Raw genomic sequence first — 25,297 nt, forward strand, 5'->3', positions numbered from 1 at the left:
GGACTGCTGAGGGGATCGTGTCGTTTGCGCCCCGTTTTTCTCTAGCCGAGCCGTGGTGTCGGTTCAGCGATGCTTGGCAACAGCCCTTGTCGGCACTGACCAGCATCGTGAATTCACTTTGACAGAGCTTCGGTTGCCAGGAGTTCGCCAAGTCGCTTCACCGCGTTGGCGTTCATCAACAGGTTTCGGTCAAGTGGCAAGTCATTTCCGATGATCAAGGCCTTGAGATGAGCGTCGCCTGCGGCCAAGTCACGCAACTCCGACGGAACATCGATCTTGCTCAGGTTTTCATTGGGGAAGGGCGGTTGCAAACTGACCAACCACCGCAAGCTTGGCGAATGAAGGTCCAGGCGAGATTGCGTGATGATTGATGACAGACCACTGACAGCGTTCTTCTTGTAGCCATGAATGCACATGTCGTTTTCACCCATGTGATACACGACACCTGCCAATTCAACGTCATGCCCTTTGTCTTTCAACTCTGCAACACTGCCCTCAACAAAGGAGATAAACGCTTTGTACAGGTTGCGATCTTTGGCAAGAGAGCCCTGGGGTGTCCAATCCAAGATCTGGCTGCCACTATGCGTGAACTTGGCAATCGCGATGGGGCTGTCGCTTTTTACGCTGACTTGATGGGCAAAACTAAGCTCCGGCCCAAAGGTGTCATAAAAGCCAGTCGGCCCCAAGGCCTCCCAGCCATTGGAAACACTGACGCCGCCACCGATGCTGTACTTGAATGCAATGCCCTTGTTGTCTTGCAACAGTGCATCTCCCTTGATCTCCTGGATAAATGCCCGCTCACCTTCCATGTTGCGATGACCGGCCAGAACATACAGTTTGATTTTCGCCTTCTCTTGATACGGCCATTCCACCAGCGCAGGCCGTCCCGGACTGTCTTTTCCAATGTTGGCCAAATAAGCCTTGGCGTACCCCATGCCATGCCCCAACTGGCCTAAGGTCCCAAAGTGATAATGCAGTCCTGTCCGATTGCTAACCGTCATGCCGTTGTGATTATTGGGAATGTACTGAACCAGTGCATCTCGCCCACAAGCGGCCTTCTGACCTTGGCTCAGTTCATCCATCCGCTGACGGTTATCCATTCCCCAAACCGATTTGCAATGCAATTCGCCGATATAGAAACGCAGATCTTTGACGCCAAGATCACGACGCCAAGACTTGATGAAATGGCTTAGGTTGTCTCCATAGGCCTTTCGATAGTCGTCGTTGAACATATCGTTTTCGCCTTGGTGCCACATCAAGCCTTCGATTCGATAGTCAACGCCCTGCTTGTCGAGCTCTGCGAGTGAGTCCTTGACCAGTTTCAAGGCTTTGGGGTACAGCTTGAACCCTCCGGGATGATCTGGATTCCAGTCTTCACCGAGGGTGGTTCCACCCACGGCACACTTAATGATGGCGATCGGTGCCTTGACCTGCTTACGAATTTCGCGGCTAAAGCTTAGCTCAGGGCCGACCCAGTTATTCACCGACTTTAGCTTCACCCAGCCGTTGGACAAATGCGCATCGTTGCGGCCCATGTTGTAACTGTAGAGCACATCGGTTTGCTCTTCGTCCAAACCATGGAAGGGCGGAAAGTTTGCCACCTTACTGACATGCGAATCAGCGCCTTCCATGTTGGATTGGCCGGCGAAGATAAACACTCGCAACGTCTGATCGTCATCCGCATTCAGCATGCCGGTCCAAAGGGACACCAGCGATAACACCACCAAGCTCATCAAGAGTTTCTGCATTGTCTTCACCTGTCTCCAAATCGGGTTGTCTCTCTGAGTCACGCAAGCGCCACCACAGTCACACGGAATCGTTTCCTAAATCCCAAGCCATCAACTGATCACGCAACCTTCACCGATCGCGTGACGCGCCAGAGTATTTCGTTATTTCGTACGAAAGACTTCGCTATCAACCAGTTCAACGATCAGGTCAGCAAACTTGAGGTCGTTTTCGCCAGCGGCAACCACGATGCCTGAGACGATCTGTCTCTCGCGATAATTGAGCGAACGACCGGTTGCGTAGGTCATTAACTTCTCAGACAAACAGCCAGCAAATCGCGTGGGTTTGGCAACGAGGTATTTTTTCAAGTCGGTCACATCACGCAAGTCCTCACCCGAGGGCAGCGTTCCGGTTGCGTCGATTGGTAATCCGTCGGCGCGTTTGCTTTTGCCATCTTGTTCGGTATAGACCGGATAGGTCTCTCTCCAACGACCGATGGGGTCAAAGTTCTCGAGTACAAACCCGAGCGGATCGATTTCCCGATGGCAGGCGGCACAGGATGGCTCAGCCATGTGTGCAGCCAGTCTTGCCTTTGGCGATGTCGCACCTGCCGTATCAGGGGTAAGCGCTGGAACGGCCTTCGGTGGCTCCGGCGGCGGCGATCCCAGAATGTTCTCTAGCAACCAGACGCCACGAAGCACCGGCTGGGTATCAACCCCATTGGCCGTCGCCATCATGATCGCTGGCATCGATAACAATCCGCCGACTCGTCCTTCAGGATCAACAGCAACCTGCTTCATCGCCTTGCTGGTTTTCTGCTTTCCCTTTTTGGCTGTCGCCTTAAAGCTTGGCAGGTCGTAGATTTCTCGCCCCACGGCTTCATTGGTGAAGACAAAATCAGGAGCAATCAGTTGGGTGACGCTTTGGTTTCTATCCAACACATGCTGAAACGTCATCACGACTTCTTTGCGCATGCCCTGGCGATGGTCATTGCTAAACAAACGGATCAACCGCGCGTCCGGCATCAAACGATCAACCGCATCGAGGCCAAGCCACTGACTCGTAAAATCCTCAGCAAAGGTGTTGGAGTTCTTCAGTAGGCGACGGGTCTGTTTTTCCAGCTCGCCTGAGCTTGAAAGGCGTCCTGATTCGGCCAGCTTCAACAGCGTTTCATCAGGCGGTGCTGAGGTTAAGAAATACGACAGCCTGCTCGCAAGTTCATGATCAGAGAGCTGTCCCGGACCGATACTGCGATACAGAAACGCGGGCGAAATCAGCGCTGTGCGGACTGCCAGGTGCAAGCCATCATCGAGCGACCCTGTTTTTTGATGCTCTCTTTGGACCAGTTTTGTGTACCGATCGATTTCAGCTTGCGTCGGAGCGCGTCGAAACGTTGAACGCAGAAATTTCGCCAGAAAGCGTTGCAAAGCGGCTTGGTCGAAGCGGTCAGCGAGTTCGCCAACAAACTGCTCTCTCTTTCTAGCCAATCGCTGCTGATCACGGTCTTGGTATTGAGCCATGGGGCCAGTGATCCGAAGACGCTCGATGGCGATGAAAGGGCCTTCTTCGAAAAACTTATAGACCAATGTCTCACCGCTTGAAACCGCGTTACTGGACACGGATTTAACGGCTTGCTTCAGGGCGTCACTGCCTGGCTGGAGCGGCGGCACGTCCAAGTCCTTGCTCGCCATCACTTCCTTCAGACGCTCCCAACCGCTTCCACCACGTGCCGGAGAGCGGAGTTTTTTCCAGGCCGCAGCGATCTCTGGTTCTTGCACCAACAGCGTTTCCAAGAACTTGGTATATGCCGCTTTGTCTTCGTAATCAAATGGGCCATTCGCATAACGCATGCGAATCGTCGCACCAGCATCAAGACCGATTTCAAATTCGAATGTCTGTTTCGGTCCAGGCTTAATCCGCAGTGAACTTTGCTTCGCTTCGTCGCCGGTCATTTGAGTCGCTTCGACCAGCAAGGCTGGCACAGGCTTCGATGCGTTGCGTGGATCGAAGCTAGACGCCGTGATTTCGATTCGGTAGCGTCCACTGACAGGAGCTTCAAACTTCGTCGGCCAAGTCGCATGCCGGTTCACGTTCGTTCCCGAGGATGCAAGTCGCATCGCCCCATCGATCAGGCAAGCTGAAGAATAGCTGATCACAAGGTCCTTCGCAGGGACATCAAAGGTCTTGATTGACACCGTTTTTCGCGGGGGCGGGAAAAACTGATCAGCGATCTGCGTTGCTGCATCCGCCATGGATTCCAAGTGCGAGGCAGCAATCACCAAGGCCTCGCCTTGGTTGTCAAAGCCATGTTGTTGATTGTCTGGAGGAAATCCAGCGGGCAGCGAGTAATCCGTTAACCCGAAGATTTGGGAAACCGTGTTGGCGTACTCGCGACCGCTTAAACGACGGAGCGGAGTGCCGCCGAGCGGACTGTTGTCGATCAGCGTTTTATCTAACCAATCCAAAACAACGCGGCGATCAGCCTCGCTGGGTTGATCCATGTCCACCGGTGGCATGATCTTCTTTTCGATCATGGTATGAACCAGCTCCAGCGACTTGACGGCGTCAGGCTGGTTCCAGGATGAAGCCTCCAGCGGAAGAACAAAATCGCCTTCAGCTGCCGAGCGATCATGGCAATCCATGCAGAACTCCTGCAGCACCGCCCTTGCGTCCCGCTTACCTTTTCCTTCAGCCCAGCACTGAACCGACGACCAAAACATCACGGTGGCGATCAGAACAAAAACACCCTTACGACCAAGCATCGATCCCTCGCTTGGTTTCAGAGAAGGAATCGACAGGGGAACCGAGTTGCTTGAGGATAGAAACAAACACGTCGCCAAGTTGCTGTCCACGCGCATCCTTGGGGTCGGCCGCCAGATGCTGGCCGTGCTTCAATCCACCGCCTGCGACAATCGTCGGAAGGTCACGGTTGGAGTGCCGACTGGCATCACCCATCCCGGTCCCAAACATCACCACAGTTGTGTCTAACAAAGGCTGGCCGTCCGCATCCGTCTTTTCTTTCAGTTGCGAGATAAATCTGGCCAGACACCTCATGTGCTCGGTCTCGACGCGGACTAAATCGCGAATCAAATCAGCATCGTTGCCATGATGCGACAACGCGTGATAACCGGCGCGAACCGTCTGTCCGTCAATCGTAAAGACCTGACCCAACCCGGCAATGAACAGAGTCGCGACGCGGGTTGCATCGGTTTGCAAAGCCAACGCCATCAAGTCAAACATGATTTGCTCGCACTCCAGCATCAGCGTTGGCGCCACTGGGTCATAAGCGGGCAGCTCGTAATCGACCTCCACGGTCTCATCGGCCAAGTGGTTTAACTGTCGACTCATCCGTTGCTCAAGTTCTCGCAGTGACGTGAAGTATTCCGAGAGCTTCTGCTTGTCGTCTTTCCCCACCGCTCGCGCCAGTTGCTTGGCGTCTTCTTGCACCAAGTCCAGCGCGCTGCGACCACTTTTGAGAAGGTATTCACTTCGCTCACGATCATCGGCAGTGGCGAAGAGTTTTCGATAGACCACGCTTGGCCGATTGATCATCGGCAGGGGAACGCCCCCTCGCGTGTAAACCATCCGCTGTATACTTGGGATGCCTCCGGCGCAAAGCTGAAGTGATTCGAAACGCGTCGACGTTCCAATCGTCTCCGCAGCAATCTGATCCAACGTGACATCCCCGACGCGTTGACCGCAAAGATAATTGTCCCAGTTGCGATGCCCATTTGCCGCACGATGATCGAACCCTGAAAACACGGTGAAGTCTTTCCGATGTTGCTCGAGCGGTTTCAGCAACGTGGTCGTTTCGTACTGGTGCCCCGTTTGCTTGGGATAAAACGCTTGACGATAAAGGCCCAGGTTGGAACCCACACAGATCAGGCGCTTCGCGGTTCCCTCGGATGATTCATGACCGGTTGCCTTGCCCACCTCCCCAGCCATTGCCGAGGGAGCCGATTGCAGCGCTGGCAGTGTCAGCGTCAAGCCGCCCGACTTCAACAGGAAGCGCCGATTTTTGCGATCTGGTTTCATGATGATCCAAAAGAAGATGTAGCTGGCGGCAGAGCGGCCAAGGTGGGACAAACGAGGGTGGGGCGGAGGACAGTGTTGATGACTTCGATTCAGCACCCAAGTCAGCTCCCATTGTACACACAGCCCTCCCTTCACACGATGAACGTGTTTCAATTGAGCAGACAAAAAGATCGAACGAGGACCGCTTCGAACCGGAATGACTCGATCGGTTTGGCGCGATCAAACACAATCGTCTTCTGGAGAGCCCCAGAAAGCCCAAACGTCGAGGTCGCAGGCCTCTGATCGTTAAAATCAAACTTCCCAGCAAGCTCGTGCCGAACTTCGGCAGGCAGTCCGTGGGGTACGTGCTTGCACCGACAAATCACCTGCAATCGCCTTGTTTCTGAGGCATTGGTGCGTGCAAGCACGGCAACCTGCGAACTCAATCCCGCGACCGTGGCAACGGCTGTGTTTGGCCGCTGTCCCTGGGTGTGAAACACCTTCGGCGTTCGCGGAATGCGAGCCGAGCTGGCCTGGCAAGCTTTAGGGACTGCGACGGTTACCAAAAGCCGCCAAACCTTCCGCATTCAAGCGGTTATTCGCGGCAAACCGATCAAAGCAATGATTCAGGTTCGATTGTGACGATGCTGCGTCAAGCAACTGCTGCGCGAGTTCTGCGCGTGGCGACGCTTCCCAACGTTCAGACGCATCCCAGGGCGAAACATGTTCAAGCCGTTGTCGACGATTCTCTGCCTGCTTGGCTGCCTTTTGCTGGTAGGCGCGCATTCGACTCCTGTTCACGCACAGGGGTTTGGCATTGAATTGCTAAATACCGCAATGCCCGTCTCGGGCGGGATGGCGGGGACCAGTATCGCTCGCCCTTTGGACATCACCTCGGCGATCAACGGTAATCCCGCAGCTCTGCGACAACACCACGGCACAAAGTTCTCCTTCAGTGGGACCTGGATCGAACCAACATTCAATGTGGCCAACGCAGGGAACCATCCGCTGTTTGGCGTGACCCCTTTTCCGCAAAACAAATCCGAAGCCCAGGGAGTTGCAGCTGGCAACATCGGGTGGACGCGAGAACTTGGCGAGCTCGGCTTACCGGCAACGTTGGGTGTTGCCCTGGTCGCTGGGGCCGGGGCGGGATCTGACTTTAGGCATGTCCCCGAATCTAACGGGACCTATGCCAGTATTTTGGCACTGGACATTATCAGCAGTGCTGCTGTGGACGTAACGGATCGGCTCAGCGCTGGAGCATCGATCATTCTGTCGAACACAACACTTGCAGGTCCCTTCGTCGGATCGACGGGTGCGTCGTACGATTATGGACTGCGTGGATCATTGGGCGTCACTTATGACGTGATGCCAGAGACGACCGTCGGTTTCTACTGGAAAACCAAGGTCGGTTACACCTTCAACAACCTCGTAAACTTCGGTGGCGGGTTTCAGGACGTCTCGCTCGACCGACCAGAGACGTTTGGTTTTGGTCTGGCCGATAGCTCGCTGATGAATGGCAAGCTGTTGTTGGCCATCGACGCAACCTATTTAGTGTATTCTGAGACGTCTCTGCTGAGAGCCTTTTACGAAGATCAGTGGGGCATCCAGCTTGGTGCACAGTATTCATGCACCGATCGACTTCGCTTGCGACTCGGCTATGCCTGGGCTGAAAATGCGATGCGGGACATTGTGCCGGGTTCCGGTGGCGGAGTCGCCCCACCGGGCGGTGCTGAGCACATTCAGTACGTTCAATCACTCTTTCCAGCGTTCAATGAGCATCGGATCAGTGGTGGCATTGGGGTTCGCCACGTACTTCCTGGCGTGCACTTTGACATGAATGCTGGAGGAATGTTCGAGGACTCGCAGACGTTTGGTGACACGACGACGTCGCTTGCCTCGTACTGGGTGGGCGGCGGCCTGACCTTTGAATTCTGCCGCGGATCAATGCGATAGCCGTTGATTCGTTGCCAAACACGTCGCTTTCATCCGATCGCATTGCGTTGCCAGCGGTTGACGTCTGACAGTCTGTGGGTCATCGCTTAACGACAGCACTCGCATTGCATGCCATCAACGCTGATTTCGACCGGGGGTGGGCTTCCCAGCAGGGGGCCAAAGGAGCGATTGAGAACGATATCGTTCAGATCGACTATAATGACCCTCCGCCTACCATTTCGTTCAGTGTTCTGCCCCGCCATGCTTGTTGCCGCCTGGTAGTTTCCAGCTGCGGCAGAGTCCTCAGAACCCAGCTGAACCAACCACTCGATACTCTCATTTGGCCGGTCCGGCCTCGTCCGGCCCGGGTCAATGCTCACCATGCAAATCCATCGACATGCGAGGCGACTGGTCGCCGGTTTAACGATTCTCATCCTCGCTCAGTGCCTTTCAGAAACGCACGGGGAGGCGCCCGTTGAATTGATCTCCCAGCGCTGTCTGGATTGCCATACGGGCGATGAAGCGGAGGCTGGCATTGACTTGGAATCGCTCCTCGAGCAAACCACTGCATTGGACGTCAACAACCATCAGCTGGTAGAAAAGTGGGTCAAGATTGAAGCAGCAATCCTGGACCAGCGGATGCCGCCCGAGGGTGAAGACCCGCTGTCTGAGAATGAACGGAAACTCGTCCAAGATTGGTTTCATCGCCAATTCGTTCTAAAGAATGGTCAGCCTCATATTGGGCCCACGCCGCTGCGCCGGCTCACTCATTATGAGTTCATCAACACGGTCGAGGATTTACTGGGCGTCCAACTTCGTGCGGACTACAACATCTTGACCAGCGTCAATGTGGAAAAGAGCTTCGTCGAAAAGATCCTGCCGCTTGAAGTTCCTGGGGAAAGCGGTTTCGTCAACGATGCTCATGCTCTCGCATCACAGCCCTTTGCGATTCAGCAATACATCAGGTGCATTGACTTTGCATTGTCCAGGGTCAAGGAAGACGGCGATTCGTTGCAACGACTGTTTGGACTCGATCGCCTGCCAGATCAACTTTCCGACCAGCAACTGCGCCAGATTGCCAAGCACTTCCTCCATCGTGCCCTCCGCGGACAAGCGACTGACGAACATGTCAAACAGGCGATGGCTGTTTACACTCAAGCCATCGCAGCGGGCACTGAACAGCAGTCTGCCCTGAAGGCAATGATGCGCACGGGATTACTGCTGCCGGAATTCTACTATCGACTTGAATCAAACGAAGCCAAATCAACGCCTTACGAAATCGGCGACCATGAATTCGCAACGCGGCTGGCTTACTTTCTGACCAGCTCTACGCCTGACGATCAGTTGCTGGACGCTGCGGATGCTGGCACACTTCGTTCACCCGCGGTGCTTGAGCAACAGATTGTTCGGCTACTCAATCACCCACGCCGCATCGCGCTTTCCGAACGTTTCGCCGCCCAGTGGATCGAGTTTGATGAACTGATCAACGATTCCCAGTCAGGCAGCAACGGCATCTCGACCACCAGCCGAGCTCAGTACGACGAGATGCTGTATTTCTTTGACGAACTGTTTCGGTCCAACCGGAGCGTGCTCGACATCGTGGACTCGGACTGGACGTACATCAGTCGCTACAACATGGGCCAGTATGGCAAAGACCAGTTCAAATCGCGTCAACCGTTTGACCAGGGCATGGCCGATGTACTCGCTCATCGCCGTTTAACGGGAGCCCAGCGGCGCGGAATCGAATCCATTTATGACCCACCAACCCTGCAGACGGTGACGGGCGATCGCTACGGCGGAGTGATCACATCTGCCGCTGTCATGCGACTAACATCAGCGCCTGCACGTACCAGCCCGGTACGCCGAGGCGTTTGGTTGCTTGACAAAATCCTTGGCAACAAATTAGAAGCGCCAGAGAACGTTCCTCCGATCGACCAAGCGATCGGCTCCTTACCAAAGGCAAACCCCAGCAAGCTGGAGATCCTGAAAGCCCATACGGAAATGGAGAGCTGCATGGTTTGCCACAAAACGATTGACCCGCTTGGCATCGGCCTAGAAAACTTCGATCCAACAGGTCGCTGGCGGACAGAGTATCGTGATCAACAACCGGTGGTCAGCACGGGAGTGCTACCGGGCGGCAATGAGTTTTCTTCGCCACGCGAACTGAAATTGCAGTTGCTGGAAATCTATCAAGAGCAGATCGTTCGCAACTTCATTCGCCGATTGCTCTCCTATGCCATTGGTCGCTCGCTAAAGCCCTACGACCGGGTCACGGTGGACCATCTCTATGAACGTGTTGTCGAGGCGGACTTCAAGAGTGGTGCTGTGATCCGGGAGATCATTGCCTCGCCGCAGTTTCAATCAAGACAGGACAAAGAACGATGACCAAGAACGCCTATCAAATTTCCCGACGTCATCTTCTGCGTGGGACAGCCGCTGCGATCGGTCTGCCGCTGCTGGACATCATGTCGCCTGCAATCGCTTCGCCAGCGGCTCGTGCGAAAGAACAAGCCGCAGCCAAACGACTCTGTGTCCTGTACAAAGGATGCGGCGTGTTTCCGCATGCTTGGGACATCCCCAGTGGAACGGAGACCGAGTTCGAACTCTCCAGCTTGTTGCAGCCTTTGGCAAACGTCAAGGATGACATTCTGATCCTTCGTAACCTGGATCACATCTTTGGCAACAACAACGGTGGTCACCTCGTCGCTCCCTCGCTAAGCACGACCGGCGCACTGCCCGATCGGCAGCGCAAGAGCTACCACAGCATTGACCAAATCGTTGCGGATCAAATTGGAAACGAAACGCCGATCAAGTCGCTGCAAATGACGGCGGACTCGCTGTGGAGAGCACATCCCTGGATCAACTACCTGTCACACGACGAACAGGGAACACCGATCGCGCCGGACAGAGACCCTGGACTGGTGTTTGACAAGCTTTTTCGTGGGATGAACTCCCGGCCGTACCGAGAACGAACCCGGAGCGTGTTGGACTCGGTTCGCGAGAGTTCTGGCGATGTGTTGCGAAAAGCGAGCACCGATGACCGCGAAGTCCTCTCGCGGTACTTTGATTCCATTCGAGATCTCGAAAAACAGCTCGACTCCTTCGATGGAGGATCGGACAAGACACGTGACGACAAAATCAGGCAGCTTGATGATTTTACGATTGAGGCCGAGCTTCCCGGTAAGATCAAAGCGATGCTGGACTTGATCGCGCTGAGCTTCTGGACCGACAGCACGCGTGTTTCCAGCCTGATGATGGCCAACACCAACAGTCGCTGCACATACAGCTTCCTGGGCTTGAACGAGGAAATGCACTACATGTCGCATTACGTTCGCAACCGAGGCATCTTGCCATCGTTCAATAAAGTCAACCAGTGGCACACCGCTCAGTTCGCCTATCTGGTCGAGAAACTCAAAGGCTATCCAGAAGGGCAGGGCAACATCCTGGACAACTCGATCGTCTTGTTCATGTCCGGGATCAAACACGGAGACTATCACACGCTGACAGACATCCCAGTGATTCTGGCCGGCAAAGGCGGCGGCACGATTAGCACCGGACGCCATGTTCGCTATCCAGAACCGACGCCGTTTCCCAACCTGCTATTGACGCTAACCAATCTGATGGGCGTCGAACGGGACAAGGTCGGTGAAAGCACCGGAACACTGGAAGGGATCGAAAAGCCAGCGGGCTTCCCGATGTCAGTTGTCGATGATGGATCATGGCAGGTCTCCAGCGACGACGGCAAAACGGTGCTGGTGCGCGGACTGCTGACCGTTAGCGATGACATCAACGACACCAATGCCTATTACCTGCTTCTGTCAGACAAATCAAAACTGGAGATTCGCGTCCCCTTTATGGTGATTCACCGACTGGTCTTTGATGCCAAGGTAGGACGGGTCGTCGAAATCAAGGGAACCTGGGGAACCCACCAAGGCAGGAAAGTCATCACAGGCCTGGAATATCAAAAGTAGCCCCGCTCGTAAAGCCACTTCCGGCATCACACCGGTGCATCACATGGAGCCAGCAAACCTTGAAGGATCAATCCGTAACGGACAAACGCTTGACTCGTTTGCTGTACATTGTCCCGGTTGCCATGACCGTGGCTTTGGCGTTGATGGGACGAAACGGGTGGTGCCCTCAGGGAGATCCATTGCCTTGGTCGCTAGACATCTGGTCCCCGCATAACTCTCAGCACTTGTTGGATGCTTACTCTCTATCACACATCCAACACGGCATCGGGCTGTTTCTCTTGCTTGGCCTGATCAGCAAAGGGCGTCTTTCGTTCGGCTGGAAGGCCGTTATTGTTGCAGCGATCGAGGCTGGATGGGAAGTTCTGGAGAACACGCCGCTGATCATCAATCGCTATCGCGAAGCCACCATCTCACTGGATTACTTTGGCGATAGCATTAGCAACTCATTGAGTGATTACCTCATGTGCTTGCTGGGACTGTTCGTCGCCGACAAACTTGGCTGGAAGTGGTCACTGACCCTCTTTGTGACCTTGGAAACCATCAGTTTGATCTGGATCCGGGACAGTCTCTTGCTGAACATCATTATGTTAGTCTATCCCAATGATGTGATTCGCCAGTGGCAGTCTCCCTAACGTCCCATCGATGACTCAATCGTTCCCCTCTAGCGACGCGGAGACAAGACTTGGGATCATTTTCCTTGAAGAACGGCAGAACTGGAACGACAAGACAAAGCGAATCACCGTCACCTGGGACTCCCCACTGTGCCAACGCACCCACGGGAACCGTGCACCGACAGCTGAACGCCGCCGCCGACTTGTCTTTCCACAGCAAAGTGAATCCACTCCCATCGCCTTCGACGTGCGGATGACGATCAAGGCTCATGGAATCAGCATTATTCCCAACCCTCGATCGGGCCTCTGCGAAACGGCCTGCTTTGCCCAGATCGTTGCTGTCCAGCTGTCTGCCGAAGGTTGCCAGGCTCTGCCGGATCTCGTAGCCTTCAACGGGCGTCTTGTTGAAAGTCGATTGTGTGTACAATTGCCCCCGTGCCAGTGTGGCTTTGACCGATGCCCTTCCGATTGCCAGTTCGCGGCAATCGAACTCTCCAGCTAGGCCTTCGCATGAGATTCGCCGTCGTCTCACTCCTTCTGCTTACGCCTTTCGTGGCGACGGCGGACTATGCCATCGTGGTTTCCCAAGCAACGCACTCCGACCCGCAGTGGAAGTCGGTTGTTGACGCGTTAGTGGAAAAGTATCCCGATGCCGAGATTCATCCCTACACTGATGATGTCACTGAGGCGTTGGGCACGCTACGAAAACAGCACCCGCGAAAGACCTGCTTTGTCGCCACACCGACTGAAGCCAACCGAGCGTTCGTCGCTGCTGTGCACACGCTGACGCGAACGTTTGACGATGATCCATACACTGACACGCAGTGGGGGATTCTGACGGGGTACGATGCCGCCAACGCGTTGCGAATTGCCAGGCACCAGGTGCCGCTGACAATCAACAACGTTTCCTCAGGAACCGAAGTCGCATTGGAAATGTGCAACCAGGGCGTTTGGTATGACGAACTGGTGAAGCACAAAAAAGTCAGCCGGCAAAAGGACGGTGTCCGCCAGGAAGAGCGTGGACCAGCCGACACCACCGCAGCGCTTGCTGAAACTCTGACCTCGCAATCCACTGACCTGTTCGTCACCTCTGGCCACGCGACGGAGCGAAACTGGCAAATCGGCTTCAGTTACAGGAACGGCTACTTCCAATCCAAAGACGGCTTAATGTTCGGTAAGCCCACCACGGGCGATCGCTTTGAGATCGAATCGACGAATCCCAAAGTCTACCTGCCGATCGGCAACTGCTTGATGGGACACATCGATGGCCCCGATGCGATGGCGCTGGCCTGGATGAACCGTGTTGGCGTCAAACAAATGATTGGCTACACGGTGGTGACTTGGTACGGGTATGGCGGCTGGGGCGTGCTGGATTACTTCGTTGAGCAGCCAGGGCGCTATTCAATGAACGAAGCCTTCCATGCCAATCATCATGCACTGATTCATCGCCTGGACACCTACTTCGATGATGCCGTCGATACAAAGCTAGTGGTAGGATCACGGCAAATGGTTCGAGCAACTCCCAATGCTGACGGACGCCAACAATCGCTTACGTCACAAGATGCTGCTGGATTACTATGGGACCGAGACACGGTCGCCTTTTACGGTGATCCGGGTTGGTCAGCCACGATGGCCGATCGCAGCAAGGCCTTCGATCAAACACTCACAATCGAAGGCGACACATACACATTGACAATCATCCCCAATCGCGGCGAAAAATCCTTTGAACCCATCAACACCAACGGTGCCCAGCGCGGCTGGCGTCCCATCGTGGAACTGCTGCCTCATCGCATTGGCGATGTGAACGTTCTCTCTGGCGCGGACTTAAAACCGGTCATCACCGATGACTTTGTCCTGATCCCAAATCCCAAGCGATGCGATCCAGGCCGCAAGTATGAAATCACCTTCACTGCAAAGCGACTTCCATAAAAGGTGCCACACGCACTCGCTTCAGACGATTATCAACCACTCGGCCATCAGACGCTGCCTCGCAGCTGCGCCGCACTTTGAATCCAACTCCGACGACGAACCTCATTTGACCTTTCCTCCGCCATGCTGATCCAACACCGCCCCAATCTTTTTTGCTTGTTAGCAACGACCTTGCTGTTGTTCAGCTGCCAAGCAACCGCACAAGAGCACACCAAACTGTTCGCCTACATCGGCACATTTAGTTCGCCGCTGAAGGACATGTTGCCAACTCAAGTTGACCTGCCGCCTGGCAACGGGCGCGGCATTCATACCTTTGAGGTCAATCAGCAAACGGGTGACCTGAAACCGATTGGAGTGACCGAACTGGGAACCAGCCCCAGTCGCTTGGCAGTCAGCGCCGACGGAACGCGACTTTACTCCGCCAACGAGACCGATCGATACAACGGCACAGAAGAAGGCACCGTTAGCGCGTTCGAGCTTGACAAGACAACCGGCGGCTTAAGACTGATCAACACGGTCCCCTCGGGCGGTGCAGGCCCCACCTATGTCAGCTTTCATCCCACAGGCCGCTTCCTGTTGGTGGCAAACTACTTTGGCGGTTCCGTCTCAGTGCTTCCGATCAAAGAAGACGGGCGACTGGGAGCGGCCACGGACGTCAAAGTGATGGAAGGCAAGATCGGCCCTACGGTGGCGACCAACGCGCCACCGGGAAGCAAAGCGTTTAGCGGACATGATCGCACACACGCGCACATGATCGAATCTGATCCGTCGGGTAAGTTTGTGCTGCATGTCGATCTGGGCATGGATCGAATTTTCGTTTGGAAGTTTGACGCTGAAACCGGGACGCTTAGCCCCGCCGAACAACCCTTCGTCAGCCTGCCCCCAGGCGATGGCCCCAGACACTTTCACTTCCATCCCAACGGCCAATGGTTTTATTCGATCCAGGAAGAAGGATCCACACTGGTGCTGTTCGACTACGACGGAAAAACCGGTCGACTGACGCAACGACAGACGATTTCAACGCTGCCACCAGGCTATGCAGGCAGCAATTTCTGTTCAGAGATTCAGATTTCGCGCGATGGACGATTCGTCTATGCCGGCAATCGATTGCATGACAGCATCGGTCTCTTTTCGATCGGCAAGGACGGCACACTGAACTATGTGACAGAGACATGGACGCGAGGCAATTACCCACGTAGTTTCAGCTTTGATCCCTCCGGTCGATTTCTGTACTGTGGAAACCAGCGTGCCGACCACGTGAGCATCTTTGCCGTTGATCGACAGACGGGCAAGCTAGAGTTCACCGGACGTTACATCCCCGTCGGCAACCCATCGCACGTCACCTTTGCCCAGGCCACCCCTGATCATAACGGCAAAGGCGATCAGCAGCGCAAACGGAATCCAACCGCCACCGCATTTTCGCAACCCTCTGATTCATTCAAAGCAATCCGGACGGACCCGAATAGGGGACAGTGATTGACGGTGCGGTTCCAAGACGGCTTCAGTCAGAGCCGAGCGTCTAGTTGGACATCGCCTGGGATTCCTCAAGTGCTGCCAGCAGCTCGTCGGCGACTTCGTCAAGATCCCTCTGACTCAGCTGCAACAGTTGCAGAATACGGGGATCCACCTCATCCGTTTCGACGGTCCCGGTGAATCCGATTCCCAACCGAGCTGCCATCACGTCCGCAACATGCACGACGGCTGAAAATGGTAGTGTGTCCTCTTCACAGCTCAACGGATCATGATGCGTTCCAGCCACATCGACTAGGAACTTGGGGAACTGCCATTTACGACAGATGCCAGCGCCGAAGTCTTCGTGGGTTGCACCTAGAATCCTTGCTTCAGCATCGCGAAAGGTGATTGGCTCGCGATCGAGCGACAGAGCAGCGATCATTTTGGCAAACTCCTCGCGGTGGATCTGCATCTCAATGATCACACCGATGTCATGAATGATCCCTGCAAGGTATGCCTGGTCCGGTCTGCCACGGCGACTTCTTTTCATCAACAGACTGGCAGCGGTTGCCACGGCGACAGAATGCGACCACAGTTCAGACGGATGGAATCCACCGGCCAAAGCATCCACCATGAATAGTCTGTGGCAACTTCCCGCAACCGCCAAGTTGCGGACTGAAGTGAATCCCAACATCGTCACCGCCTGCTGAAGCGAATCGACTTCGCCGGGCAATCCAAAGAACGAAGAATTAACCGTCTTTAGAATTCGTGAAGTAAGAGCGGGGTCCTGTTCGATCTTGTTGTAGAAATCTGCTGCCAGCGCTTGCTCATCATCAACCAAACTCATGATTTCCATTGCCACCTTCGGCAATGCAGCGAGGTTATTGACCCTATCAAGCGTCCAGGCAATGACGGGTGCAGGCTCGGGCGTCCCTTCAGGGATCCTTCCTAAATCAATCATGAGGTTCCTTCCTTCTGCCGTGATTTCTTCGATTCACCGACGGTTAACGTGACCAAACCGCGATGCAGATTCGAGCTCTTTGGTGGATGGGATGCCAATGGCTTGGCAATGAAAGACCGCTCAGCGATGAAACGGTTCACCTGCAGCGTGTTGCTGAATTCGTTAGCGACGCGATGGCTTAGAGCGGGAGAGACCGTAAGCGTCTGCACAATGAGTGCCAGAAGCGCAAAGCACAGCCAATGCCACCTCGAGTCGCAAGCCGTTTCAGAGAAAGTGTTTGTCATCGTTTGATCCATCAGATACGTTCACCATTGATACGCGACGCTGTCGCCGGTGTTCACAAGCAATCGACGCTGTGCATCAACACTGAAGAACACAGGATGTCTACCAAGGACGAGCAAGTTTCCTGAATCACGACGCTTACGAAAAGTGGGCTGCAGGGTCCTGAACGCATCGCCTGAAGGGCCGCCGAAACGATTGTTGCCGAACCGGTGAACAATAGGTTTGATTTCCAACACAACAAGCAATACTTCCTCCAGTGCCCGTTCTCCCTCACCTTGCACCGGAACTTGATTGACAGCCGGGAACGGACTGATTGCATCAGCACCGCTAGAAGCACTCAGTTCAATCACAACGAAGGATGGTTCTGTCGATTTCTATACCGAAGGGGCTCCGATCCACCGCGGACGACGGTTTGCTTCCGCATCATGGAACACGGTTTTATCCATTCGGTTCCGATAGCAAGCTAGGCAGCGATGCCATCACTGCGGCAACGAGATCACAGCGATCCAGCGTGCGTCTGACAGAGACGGTTTCGGGATGACAAAATAGTTCAGGTAGAAAACACGTCGTTTCATGGTTTTCCAATGCAATCTCAGTAAGATTGGTTGCTTCCCCACTTTGCTTTGGCGGCTTTCCTGGTCGCATGCTTGACCGGTACGTTTGATGAGGCCACCTGTCTGCCTGATCCACCTATGCTCCAAGCGTGAGTGCTTGCCCACCGCCCCTGCGGCCCACCATCCTATCGCTGAGTAACGCCTCAAGTGCTTCGTCCACTACTGATCACCGCCTTCACGTTTAGCCTGCTCACGCAGCTTATCAGCCCACTGGCCTCCTATGCGGTGGCAGAGCAGAACCAACGACCCAATCTTTTGTTTGTGATTGCGGATGATTGCACGCACCTGGATCTCGGTTGTTATGGAGGTCAGGCACACACGCCAAACATCGATCGCCTCGCAGAACAAGGTCTGCGGTTTACTCGGTGCTTCCAAACCACCGCAATGTGCTCGCCTACTCGGCACACGCTCTACACAGGACTCTATCCAGTCAAATCGGGCGCATGGACGAATCATACCTTCGTTTATCCCGATGTAAGCAGCATTGCCCATGACTTAAAGCCATTGGGCTACCGTGTTGCGCTGTCTGGTAAAACACACATCAACCCACCCTCTGCTTTTCCGTTTGAGTATTCTGCGCTTCCCAAGAAGAATCAAAGCCGAGAATCGGTGATTGACTTTCAGGCCGTTGAAAAACTGTTCAGTGACTCCAAAGCGGCGGGCACTCGATTCGCCTTATTCGCCTGCTCCAACGAACCGCATGGTCCCTATACCAAAGGCAAGGAATACCGAAAGCGATACGACCTGGCAACCCTTAAGCTACGCCCCAACTTTGTCGACACACCAGCGACTCGCATTGAGTATCGCAACTATTTAGCAGAGATCACCTTCTTTGATGCTGAAGTGGGTCGGCTTTTGAAGTTGCTAAAAAGACATGGCCACGCCGACAACACACTGGTCGTCGTCGTCAGTGAGCAAGGCAGCGCATTCCCCGGTGGCAAGTGGACCTGTTATGACAAAGGATTGCAATCAGCAATGATTGCCAGGTTACCAGGCAAGATCGCAGCCAACCGCACGACTGCGGCGATGGTTGAGTACGTGGACCTGGTGCCAACCTTTGTCGAAGTTGCCGGAGGTCAACCGCGTGGGGAACTCGACGGGCGATCCTTTCTGCCGGTGCTGAGCGGAGAAACAGACCAGCACAAGTCGGTTGTCTACGGCGTCCAAACGTCGCGAGGGATCTTTAATGGGCCACCGCACTATGCGATCCGCTCGATCCGCAACGATCGATTTAAGCTCGTGCTGAACCTTTCTCACGAGCAAACGTTTCAGAACTATGTCGTGAAGCACCCGTTCTTTTTGGAATGGAAACAAAAAGCTGCCACCGGAGATGCTCACGCAGCGGCACGAGTGAAGGCTCATAGTACTCGACCAGCCATTGAATTCTACGACGTCCTGAACGACCCTTTGGAAATGCATAACCTTGCCGAGGCGACAGAGCATGCCGACACGATCCAACAGCTTCGCGATCAACTTCAAGACTGGATGAAGTCGCAAGGTGACCGCGGGTTGGAAACGGAACTGGAAGCCTATACGCGGATGACTCGCGGCAATCCGGAGGTAAAGAAATTCCACGACACTCACGGGTTGGTCAATGAAACCTTGTTTGGCCAACCGCGCCCCGCTGGCAAGCCACTGTTCTCCAAAGATTCACAATGAAGCGTCGACATCGCAGGGCAACATGAAAACGGCTTGCCCCTTCACTGATCACTCCTTTATCAATTGACTTCCATCATGGTTTATGGCAACACGCGAACCATCACTCAACTCGTCTGCTTTGCGTTTCTCCTTGCAGCCTGGCAACCAACACCAGCGACTGCGGAACGTCCTAATGTTGTCATCATCTTGGCGGATGACATGGGATACTCCGACATCGGTTGCTATGGCGGCGAGATCGAGACACCCAATCTTGACGCGTTGGCAGACCATGGACTGCGTTTCACTCAGTTCTACAATACGGCGCGATGCTGCCCGACACGAGCTGCACTCATGACCGGATTGCATCAGCATCAAACGGGAATCGGTCACATGACCGAGACACCGCAGGGCCCTCGCAAGGACGATCGCCCAGCATATCAAGGCTATCTGAATCGGCATTGCGTGACGATGGCAGAGGTCCTTCAACCCGCTGGCTATCACACCTACATGGCTGGCAAATGGCACCTTGGTTATCACGGCAAAGAGAAGTGGCCTCGCCAGCGCGGGTTTGAACACTTCTATGGTTCCATTGCCGGGGTCACCAGCTATTTCAAGCCGCAGGGCGGTCGTGGTGTGATGCTGGAAAACGAAAAGCTCGATCCACCCCTGGATCCGGACTACTACACGACCGACGTTTTCACGGATTACGCATTGCGTTTCATCGAAGAACAGGACGACGATGCGCCGTTCTTTTTGTATCTGGCTTATACGGCACCGCACTGGCCGCTGCATGCTCGCCAAGAAGACATTCAGAAATACGTGGGCAAGTACCGGGACATTGGCTGGGACCGACTTCGCCAGCAGCGCCTGCGCAAGCAAAAACAACTCGGCATCGTCGACCAGGCCACCACGTTACCGCCGCGGGACAAAGGGGTTCGCGCATGGAGCAAATTGACCGATCAGCAGAAGGAACAGCTCGATTATCGCATGGCCGTCTACGCAGCGATGGTCGATCGAATGGATCAAAACATTGGCCGCCTGGTCGCATCGCTGAAAGACCAGGAAAAACTGGACAACACACTCCTGGTCTTTCTGTCCGACAATGGCGGCTGTGCCGAACCGTACAAGGATCTTGGTGGCGGTCGATTTAGCGACATCAATGACCCCGATCAATCTGGGGCCATCAGCTATGGACAAGGCTGGGCAAACGCAAGCAACACACCGTTTCAAAAATTCAAAGTCTTTAGCCACGAAGGCGGCATCTCGACTCCGCTGGTGATCCACTGGCCAGCCGGACTGAAGACCACACCAGGAACAATCACGTCGCATCCCTCTCAGTTAATCGACTTGATGCCAACGATTTTAGAAGTCACCGGAGCGGACTATCCCGAGCGGTTTGCCGACCATCCAATCCATCCGCTGGAAGGCAACAGCCTTGCTAGACTGCTAAACGGTGAAGCCTGCCAACCCGCGCCGTGGATGTACTGGGAACACTCCGGGCACAAAGCGGTTCGACACGGTGACTTCAAGGCGCTGTTACCACGCCGAGAGAAAGCCTGGCAACTTTATCACCTTGCCAATGACCGTCAGGAAACGATCAACTTGGCCTCCACGGAACCAGCGCGACTTGCCAAGATGGCCGCCAAGTGGCAAACCTGGGCAGATCGAGTCGGTGTGACGCAGCAAGCAAAACCCACGCCAACCACAAACTCGGCAAAGTAAAAACGCGCTGCCCCGCTCGAAGCAGTCGCCCGCTAAGCAAAGCTGCGGTGCGCTAACCGTTGCCCCGTGCATTTGAAGCTTCGCCTGATCCGCCATCACAGGCTCTCACTAGACAGTTGCTTTTTGGCGCAGGCCGCGCCAGCCAACCCAGCCGCGCCAACCGACCCAGCAAAGAGCAACTTGCCCGGCCAAGAGCCAGATGACAAGCACCGTCACGGCAAGACAAACGTGAAAGATGGAACGCTCCATCCTGACAAAGAACAAATGACTGGCTTCCCGCGTGCGTTCAATGGTCTCCGCAAGATTGGCGAGACGCTCATCGACATCGGTCAGCGTGAGAACCAGTTTGGCTGACAACCTGACAATCGCATCGACGTTCTTCTGCAACTCAAAGGCAATGGATTCGTTCTCGATCGCTTCCAAGCTGTCGCTCAGTGTCGAGACCTTTTGCCGGACGGTTCCAATCTTGCCTAACAGGCCACGGGTATCCGGTCTTTCTAAATCAAACCCAAGCGTCTCGGCAGATTCGGAAACACGCTGGAGCAGTTCGATCGAAGACTCCGCCGTGGCGAGCCATTGATCGGTTCTCACGACCGTCGTCGTGATCGCCTGGGAATGTTTTCGCAACTTGCCTCGCACCACTGCTTTCTTGATGTCGACCTCGGCAAGAAGTTCCTTGAGCTCTGTCTCCAGTTCGATGGTGGTGATTCTTGCATCAGCGACCTGCTTGCCAACACGAGTCACGCTCTCTTGGAAGGCGACAAAGGTCTGGTCAATCGCTTGGTCAACCTGCTGGTTAAAGGTCTGCACGCGAGCATGACCAACCCACACGCCACCGACGGCAACCACACTGAGCAGGGAACCGAACAGCCCGAATACAAACGCGAGCACGCGACAAAATTTACCAATCATGATGATTGCTCGCTAAGGAGACTTGATTTTCGATGCCGGTTTCGATGCCGGATGCCCCGACCCTTACGGCCCTGACAGAGCTTGATCTTGACGCTGAAGGAGACATTTCCGTAGTCGCTGGCATTGCTGCGGCCCGACGGGCGATCCAGACGTGCAGCGGCTACAGATTCTAGCATCCGTCAGCCCCCGAATCGGTTAGAACCGATGTTTCTCAATCCAATGGACGCTTTCCCTGATCAACTCTTTGAGAGGATCGATTTCAGAACACCGCCATGTCATCCGCCACCAGTCGACGAGTCGACGAAAGTGATGCAAGGCGAGCAGGGCAAGACGAGCCCAGACAGACCATGCCACTGGACATCAAGTGACCGCCGCGTTTCTTTGTGGTTCGTTCCATTTCCTGAATTCCAACCAGGATGGGAGCGATACAATCTTGTGACCACGGCGTGGAAACCCCCAGGCAGATTGAACCGGAGAAACGAATGCGTTACTTGCAACTCATCATGGCATGTCTTATCGGCATGCCCCTCACTTCAATTGCTGTCAGTGAGGAACCCTCCCCTGAGTCCGTCTTTGAGACACGATTGAAACCGATTTTTGATTCGCCTGATCCATCAAGTTGCATTCAATGCCATCTGTCTGCGGTTGACCTAAAAGACTACATCCTGCCATCCAGCCGGGAAACGTTTCTCTCGCTACGGGCTCAAGGGCTGATCGACACCAAGCGTCCCGATGAGTCAAAAATCCTGCACTTGATTGCAATGGGCGACTCCGATCCCGACGCGCTCTCCAAACGCATTCACGCCAAAAATCGCCAAGCAGAATTCGCAGCGTTCTCACATTGGATCAAAGCCTGTTGCCAAGAGGCTGACTTGCTGGCCGCCCAACCAGCATCGGAATCGGCGACAGCAGGCCCCAGCGTGACGGATGAAGTGATTCGCCACGCGCGAAAGGATCGCGTTCTTGATTCGTTTGTGCGAAACGTCTGGTCCCAGCGGATGCGATGCTTTCCCTGTCACACTCCAGGTGAACTTGATCCCAGCAACCCATTGCATCAAAAACCGATCGAGCGTCACCGAGAATTTGTCAAGCGATATGGCGCTCGGATGAATCTCTTCAAAGACACACCGCTCAGCACCATGCGATCACTGATCGCCAGTAGTCAGAAACGCCATGACAGTCGTTTGCCGCTGATTAATCTTGATCAGCCTTCGAAGAGCTTATTGATCCAAAAGCCGACGGCCAAACTGCCCGCCAAGGGCGCCGACGGCAAGCTTGGCAGGCCGTCTTCTGAGATTCCGGTATCGCACATGGGTGGCATCAAAATGCACGCCGGCGATCAATCCTACAAGGCTTGGCTGCACTGGCTAGGAGACTACGCCGCGTCGGTCTCGGGAAACTATCATTCCGCCGATGAACTGCCTGCTGACAACTGGTATCCGACGCAACACGTTGTCCGCATCAAGGGCATCCCGGAATCCTGGCCCAACCTGTCAAAGGTTCAGGTCTTTGTCCATCGCTGGGACGAATCAGCCAATGACTGGATGGCACGCCCGGTCGCGTTCACGCAGGCTCTGGTCACACCACGCAAGATCCTGAACGGTTCGCTTTTTGTGATCGCCAAGTCCGACGCCAGAAAAGACTTGGATCCCTCCGGCATCACGCTTCAACCGGGAAAGATCCAGCTTCGCCTTTACCGCGATCATGGCGACCGACTCGACCAAGCCCCGACTCTGCTGCTGAACGATCGTGCGGCGGACGCTACAGCAACGTTGCAGGCAACGTTTGGCGTTGGGTTTAAACAGGCTGACATTGTCGACAGCATTGACCCATTAAAGTGACGCGGCTGCCAAACAGCATCCACTCAAGACGCCGAACGGGGAATCGCTGCTCAGCGAACGCGCGATTCAACCTAGCGGCGACGCATCAATAGTCGCCCTGGATCATTTCATGACCGGCACGTGTTCCCAGCGCGTGCCAGATCGAAAGATCAATCGACTCGGTCACACTGCGCACCGATCCGTCAAGAAACGCCGATTGCACCAGGCCAGAGTGATAGCTACGTGAGGTAATCATTGCATACGTTGGATTACCGGAGTTCCCATCGCGTCCTTCCTGCCATGAGTTGTAATCCATCTCCTCATAGAAGGCGCCGTCGGTGTAAGTCACTCGCGTATTCGGGGCAAGTGAGACAGTGAAACCAGTGTGGTGCACGCGTCCATCAGGCCATTCAGTGTGACCGGTGTTCTTGAACTGAGCTCCGCTGGCAACAATCGCTTCGGCTTCAGCCTGTGTGGTTGGCATGGCCGTTGTCGTTGGCCCTCCGTTGCGAGTGTACGGTGTCCAAGCCTTCACTTCACTGATCAACAGCGTTGTGCTTGTTCCGTCCAGGCAGTCACGGAAGCCGAGAAAGCTATCCGGATAAAACATGCCTTCACCGCCACGACGCGTTGCCGGATCAAAAACGAACCAACGCCCGAGATTAAAACCGTACGTGGTCGGGAATAACGAAGGTCGTCCGTCGCTAAAAACCCGTACTCGATAACCACCGGGATCAGAGGGACAGGAAAAGGTCGGAACTTTGACACCATCAATCTCAGGTTGTGAATCCCAACCGAGTGACAGGTCAACTAAGTCGCGCAGATTGGACTCTTCGATATAGTTCAAGATTCGCCCATGAACGCCCCAAGCTTGGTTGTTCCCCGTCGCGTTCACCCTTAGGTCAACCACCGTCGAGGCGGGGAACTTCTTGAATGCTGACTCATAGTTGTGACAGGCAAGGGCAAGCTGTTTGAGATTGTTCGAGCAAGACATGCGACGCGCGGCTTCACGGGCGGCCTGAACCGCCGGCAGCAAAAGACCAACAAGGATGCCAATGATCGCAATGACGACAAGAAGCTCGATAAGTGTGAAACCACCCTGGCGATGAGTTTTCATAAAACGCTTGAAGCAAATTCTAGAGGAGTAAGTGAGACCACCACCACACTGGCGATTGGATCGTCCCTGGCGACCTCATGTCATAAGCACATCGCATGCCAATCATCAAATTCAGTCAAACTGCGGCGGCGCTACAACCGGCACGGCATTGGCGGCGAATCTTTCGCCACCGGTGGCGGAAATTCATCCGCCAAACATCCTGCACCACCTCTCCCCCAGGCGAACAGGAACGTTGGCAAACGGCTGCCTAAACTCGCGGTTTCACTCGCTGAGTCAACTGAATGCAGTGCATCGAGTCCCACAGAACTCCTAAGAGGCAAAGCGAACGGAACTCAAGCCGCCCCAATGGTCGCCGATGATTCGGATGCAACGGGCAACGTCACAGGTTCAATGGCCCGCTGACGGCATCAAACCAAGAGAAAATAACTCAGGATCTGCACCGGTCAAGCAATCATTCTGGGACAGCCACACAGGTCGCTCACATTCCCAAGCGATCAGCCAGCAAATTCATCAACGGGGACTTGCCAATGAAAGCGTTGGGCCGAAGAATTCCCAACCATCAACTTGTTTTGCTGGCGGTTTGATCTTCCTGCA

At 54.7% G+C, this 25,297-nt stretch carries 19 protein-coding genes; 10 read left to right on the forward strand and 9 right to left on the reverse strand.

Features of this window, described 5'->3' with window-relative positions; translation table 11 throughout:
- Positions 1–113: 113 nt before the first annotated feature.
- From SV7mr_RS24025 to SV7mr_RS25840, 4 genes are all read right to left on the reverse strand, one after another.
- Complete coding sequence (locus SV7mr_RS24025) at positions 114–1,748, reverse strand: sialate O-acetylesterase (protein WP_419187862.1); 1,635 nt, start codon at positions 1,746–1,748, stop codon at positions 114–116.
- 141 nt (positions 1,749–1,889) lie between these two features.
- A complete protein-coding gene (locus SV7mr_RS24030; RefSeq protein ID WP_419187863.1) occupies positions 1,890–4,487 on the reverse strand; it encodes a DUF1592 domain-containing protein in 2,598 nt (865 codons plus the stop codon).
- Positions 4,474–5,760 (reverse strand): DUF1552 domain-containing protein, encoded by a 1,287-nt coding sequence (locus SV7mr_RS24035; protein ID WP_145277464.1) that lies wholly within the window; start codon positions 5,758–5,760, stop codon positions 4,474–4,476. Before SV7mr_RS24035 ends, SV7mr_RS24030 begins: the two co-directional genes overlap by 14 nt.
- A 522-nt stretch (positions 5,761–6,282) precedes the next feature.
- Positions 6,283–6,525 carry a hypothetical protein gene (locus SV7mr_RS25840; protein ID WP_419187864.1) on the reverse strand — a complete coding sequence of 81 codons (243 nt, stop codon included), beginning with the start codon at positions 6,523–6,525 and terminating at the stop codon, positions 6,283–6,285.
- A 51-nt stretch (positions 6,526–6,576) separates the two neighbouring features.
- Here SV7mr_RS25840 and SV7mr_RS24040 point away from each other — a divergent pair, with 51 nt between their 5' ends.
- The 7 genes from SV7mr_RS24040 (at position 6,577) to SV7mr_RS24065 (ending at position 15,661) form a co-directional block, all read left to right on the forward strand.
- Positions 6,577–7,695 (forward strand): OmpP1/FadL family transporter, encoded by a 1,119-nt coding sequence (locus tag SV7mr_RS24040; RefSeq protein ID WP_419187865.1) that lies wholly within the window; start codon positions 6,577–6,579, stop codon positions 7,693–7,695.
- 360 nt (positions 7,696–8,055) lie between these two features.
- Positions 8,056–10,059 carry a DUF1592 domain-containing protein gene (locus SV7mr_RS24045; RefSeq protein ID WP_419187866.1) on the forward strand — a complete coding sequence of 668 codons (2,004 nt, stop codon included), beginning with the start codon at positions 8,056–8,058 and terminating at the stop codon, positions 10,057–10,059.
- The gene (locus SV7mr_RS24050; protein ID WP_145277471.1) at positions 10,056–11,645 is read left to right on the forward strand and encodes a DUF1552 domain-containing protein; all 1,590 of its coding nucleotides are present in this window, start codon (positions 10,056–10,058) and stop codon (positions 11,643–11,645) included. Before SV7mr_RS24045 ends, SV7mr_RS24050 begins: the two co-directional genes overlap by 4 nt.
- Before the next feature lie 59 nt (positions 11,646–11,704).
- Positions 11,705–12,277 carry a DUF2585 family protein gene (locus SV7mr_RS24055; protein WP_419187867.1) on the forward strand — a complete coding sequence of 191 codons (573 nt, stop codon included), beginning with the start codon at positions 11,705–11,707 and terminating at the stop codon, positions 12,275–12,277.
- Between the two features lie 10 nt (positions 12,278–12,287).
- Complete coding sequence (locus SV7mr_RS25845) at positions 12,288–12,758, forward strand: hypothetical protein (protein WP_419187868.1); 471 nt, start codon at positions 12,288–12,290, stop codon at positions 12,756–12,758.
- 8 nt (positions 12,759–12,766) lie between these two features.
- Positions 12,767–14,185 carry a hypothetical protein gene (locus tag SV7mr_RS24060; protein WP_145277473.1) on the forward strand — a complete coding sequence of 473 codons (1,419 nt, stop codon included), beginning with the start codon at positions 12,767–12,769 and terminating at the stop codon, positions 14,183–14,185.
- Between the two features lie 123 nt (positions 14,186–14,308).
- A complete protein-coding gene (locus SV7mr_RS24065; RefSeq protein WP_145277476.1) occupies positions 14,309–15,661 on the forward strand; it encodes a lactonase family protein in 1,353 nt (450 codons plus the stop codon).
- Between the two features lie 43 nt (positions 15,662–15,704).
- Here SV7mr_RS24065 and SV7mr_RS24070 read toward each other — a convergent pair whose 3' ends face one another.
- Together SV7mr_RS24070 and SV7mr_RS24075 are read right to left on the reverse strand one after the other, a co-directional pair.
- Complete coding sequence (locus SV7mr_RS24070) at positions 15,705–16,598, reverse strand: HDOD domain-containing protein (RefSeq protein WP_145277478.1); 894 nt, start codon at positions 16,596–16,598, stop codon at positions 15,705–15,707.
- Between the two features lie 305 nt (positions 16,599–16,903).
- Positions 16,904–17,230: a hypothetical protein gene (locus SV7mr_RS24075; RefSeq protein ID WP_145277480.1), complete on the reverse strand. Its 327-nt coding sequence runs from the start codon at positions 17,228–17,230 to the stop codon at positions 16,904–16,906.
- A 411-nt stretch (positions 17,231–17,641) separates the two neighbouring features.
- Here SV7mr_RS24075 and SV7mr_RS24080 point away from each other — a divergent pair, with 411 nt between their 5' ends.
- Both SV7mr_RS24080 and SV7mr_RS24085 read left to right on the forward strand, forming a co-directional pair.
- On the forward strand, positions 17,642–19,153 hold the full coding sequence (locus tag SV7mr_RS24080) for a sulfatase family protein (RefSeq protein WP_145277483.1): 1,512 nt from the start codon (positions 17,642–17,644) through the stop codon (positions 19,151–19,153).
- Between the two features lie 75 nt (positions 19,154–19,228).
- Positions 19,229–20,854 carry an arylsulfatase gene (locus SV7mr_RS24085; RefSeq protein ID WP_145277485.1) on the forward strand — a complete coding sequence of 542 codons (1,626 nt, stop codon included), beginning with the start codon at positions 19,229–19,231 and terminating at the stop codon, positions 20,852–20,854.
- Between the two features lie 108 nt (positions 20,855–20,962).
- On the opposite strand, the gene SV7mr_RS24090 is transcribed toward SV7mr_RS24085, so the two are convergent.
- Together SV7mr_RS24090 and SV7mr_RS25850 are read right to left on the reverse strand one after the other, a co-directional pair.
- Positions 20,963–21,766 carry a hypothetical protein gene (locus SV7mr_RS24090; protein ID WP_145277487.1) on the reverse strand — a complete coding sequence of 268 codons (804 nt, stop codon included), beginning with the start codon at positions 21,764–21,766 and terminating at the stop codon, positions 20,963–20,965.
- 259 nt (positions 21,767–22,025) lie between these two features.
- Entirely contained in the window at positions 22,026–22,163 is a 138-nt protein-coding gene (locus tag SV7mr_RS25850) for a hypothetical protein (RefSeq protein WP_419187869.1), read from the reverse strand.
- Positions 22,164–22,248: 85 nt separating this feature from the next.
- Between SV7mr_RS25850 and SV7mr_RS24095 the strand changes: the two genes are divergently transcribed.
- Positions 22,249–23,607, forward strand: coding sequence for a hypothetical protein (locus tag SV7mr_RS24095; RefSeq protein WP_419187870.1), 1,359 nt, complete (start codon positions 22,249–22,251; stop codon positions 23,605–23,607).
- Positions 23,608–23,692: 85 nt separating this feature from the next.
- Here SV7mr_RS24095 and SV7mr_RS24100 read toward each other — a convergent pair whose 3' ends face one another.
- Entirely contained in the window at positions 23,693–24,703 is a 1,011-nt protein-coding gene (locus tag SV7mr_RS24100; protein ID WP_145277491.1) for a DUF1559 domain-containing protein, read from the reverse strand.
- Positions 24,704–25,297: the final 594 nt, after the last annotated feature.

It is taken from the genome of Stieleria bergensis, from assembly GCA_007745635.1.
Taxonomy (GTDB): Bacteria; Planctomycetota; Planctomycetia; order Pirellulales; family Pirellulaceae; genus Stieleria; species Stieleria bergensis.

Coding starts and splice junctions, on each gene's coding strand:
- SV7mr_RS24065 (WP_145277476.1), top strand. CDS start 14,309: ATGCTGATCCAACACCGCCCCAATCTTTTTTGCTTGTTAGCAACGACC.
- SV7mr_RS24040 (WP_419187865.1), top strand. CDS start 6,577: ATGCCCGTCTCGGGCGGGATGGCGGGGACCAGTATCGCTCGCCCTTTG.
- SV7mr_RS24100 (WP_145277491.1), bottom strand. CDS start 24,703: ATGAAAACTCATCGCCAGGGTGGTTTCACACTTATCGAGCTTCTTGTC.
- SV7mr_RS24050 (WP_145277471.1), top strand. CDS start 10,056: ATGACCAAGAACGCCTATCAAATTTCCCGACGTCATCTTCTGCGTGGG.
- SV7mr_RS25845 (WP_419187868.1), top strand. CDS start 12,288: ATGACTCAATCGTTCCCCTCTAGCGACGCGGAGACAAGACTTGGGATC.
- SV7mr_RS24030 (WP_419187863.1), bottom strand. CDS start 4,487: ATGCTTGGTCGTAAGGGTGTTTTTGTTCTGATCGCCACCGTGATGTTT.
- SV7mr_RS24085 (WP_145277485.1), top strand. CDS start 19,229: ATGGTTTATGGCAACACGCGAACCATCACTCAACTCGTCTGCTTTGCG.
- SV7mr_RS24025 (WP_419187862.1), bottom strand. CDS start 1,748: ATGCAGAAACTCTTGATGAGCTTGGTGGTGTTATCGCTGGTGTCCCTT.
- SV7mr_RS24090 (WP_145277487.1), bottom strand. CDS start 21,766: ATGATTGGTAAATTTTGTCGCGTGCTCGCGTTTGTATTCGGGCTGTTC.
- SV7mr_RS24095 (WP_419187870.1), top strand. CDS start 22,249: ATGCGTTACTTGCAACTCATCATGGCATGTCTTATCGGCATGCCCCTC.
- SV7mr_RS25850 (WP_419187869.1), bottom strand. CDS start 22,163: ATGGAACGAACCACAAAGAAACGCGGCGGTCACTTGATGTCCAGTGGC.
- SV7mr_RS24070 (WP_145277478.1), bottom strand. CDS start 16,598: ATGATTGATTTAGGAAGGATCCCTGAAGGGACGCCCGAGCCTGCACCC.
- SV7mr_RS24045 (WP_419187866.1), top strand. CDS start 8,056: ATGCAAATCCATCGACATGCGAGGCGACTGGTCGCCGGTTTAACGATT.
- SV7mr_RS25840 (WP_419187864.1), bottom strand. CDS start 6,525: ATGCGCGCCTACCAGCAAAAGGCAGCCAAGCAGGCAGAGAATCGTCGA.
- SV7mr_RS24035 (WP_145277464.1), bottom strand. CDS start 5,760: ATGAAACCAGATCGCAAAAATCGGCGCTTCCTGTTGAAGTCGGGCGGC.
- SV7mr_RS24060 (WP_145277473.1), top strand. CDS start 12,767: ATGAGATTCGCCGTCGTCTCACTCCTTCTGCTTACGCCTTTCGTGGCG.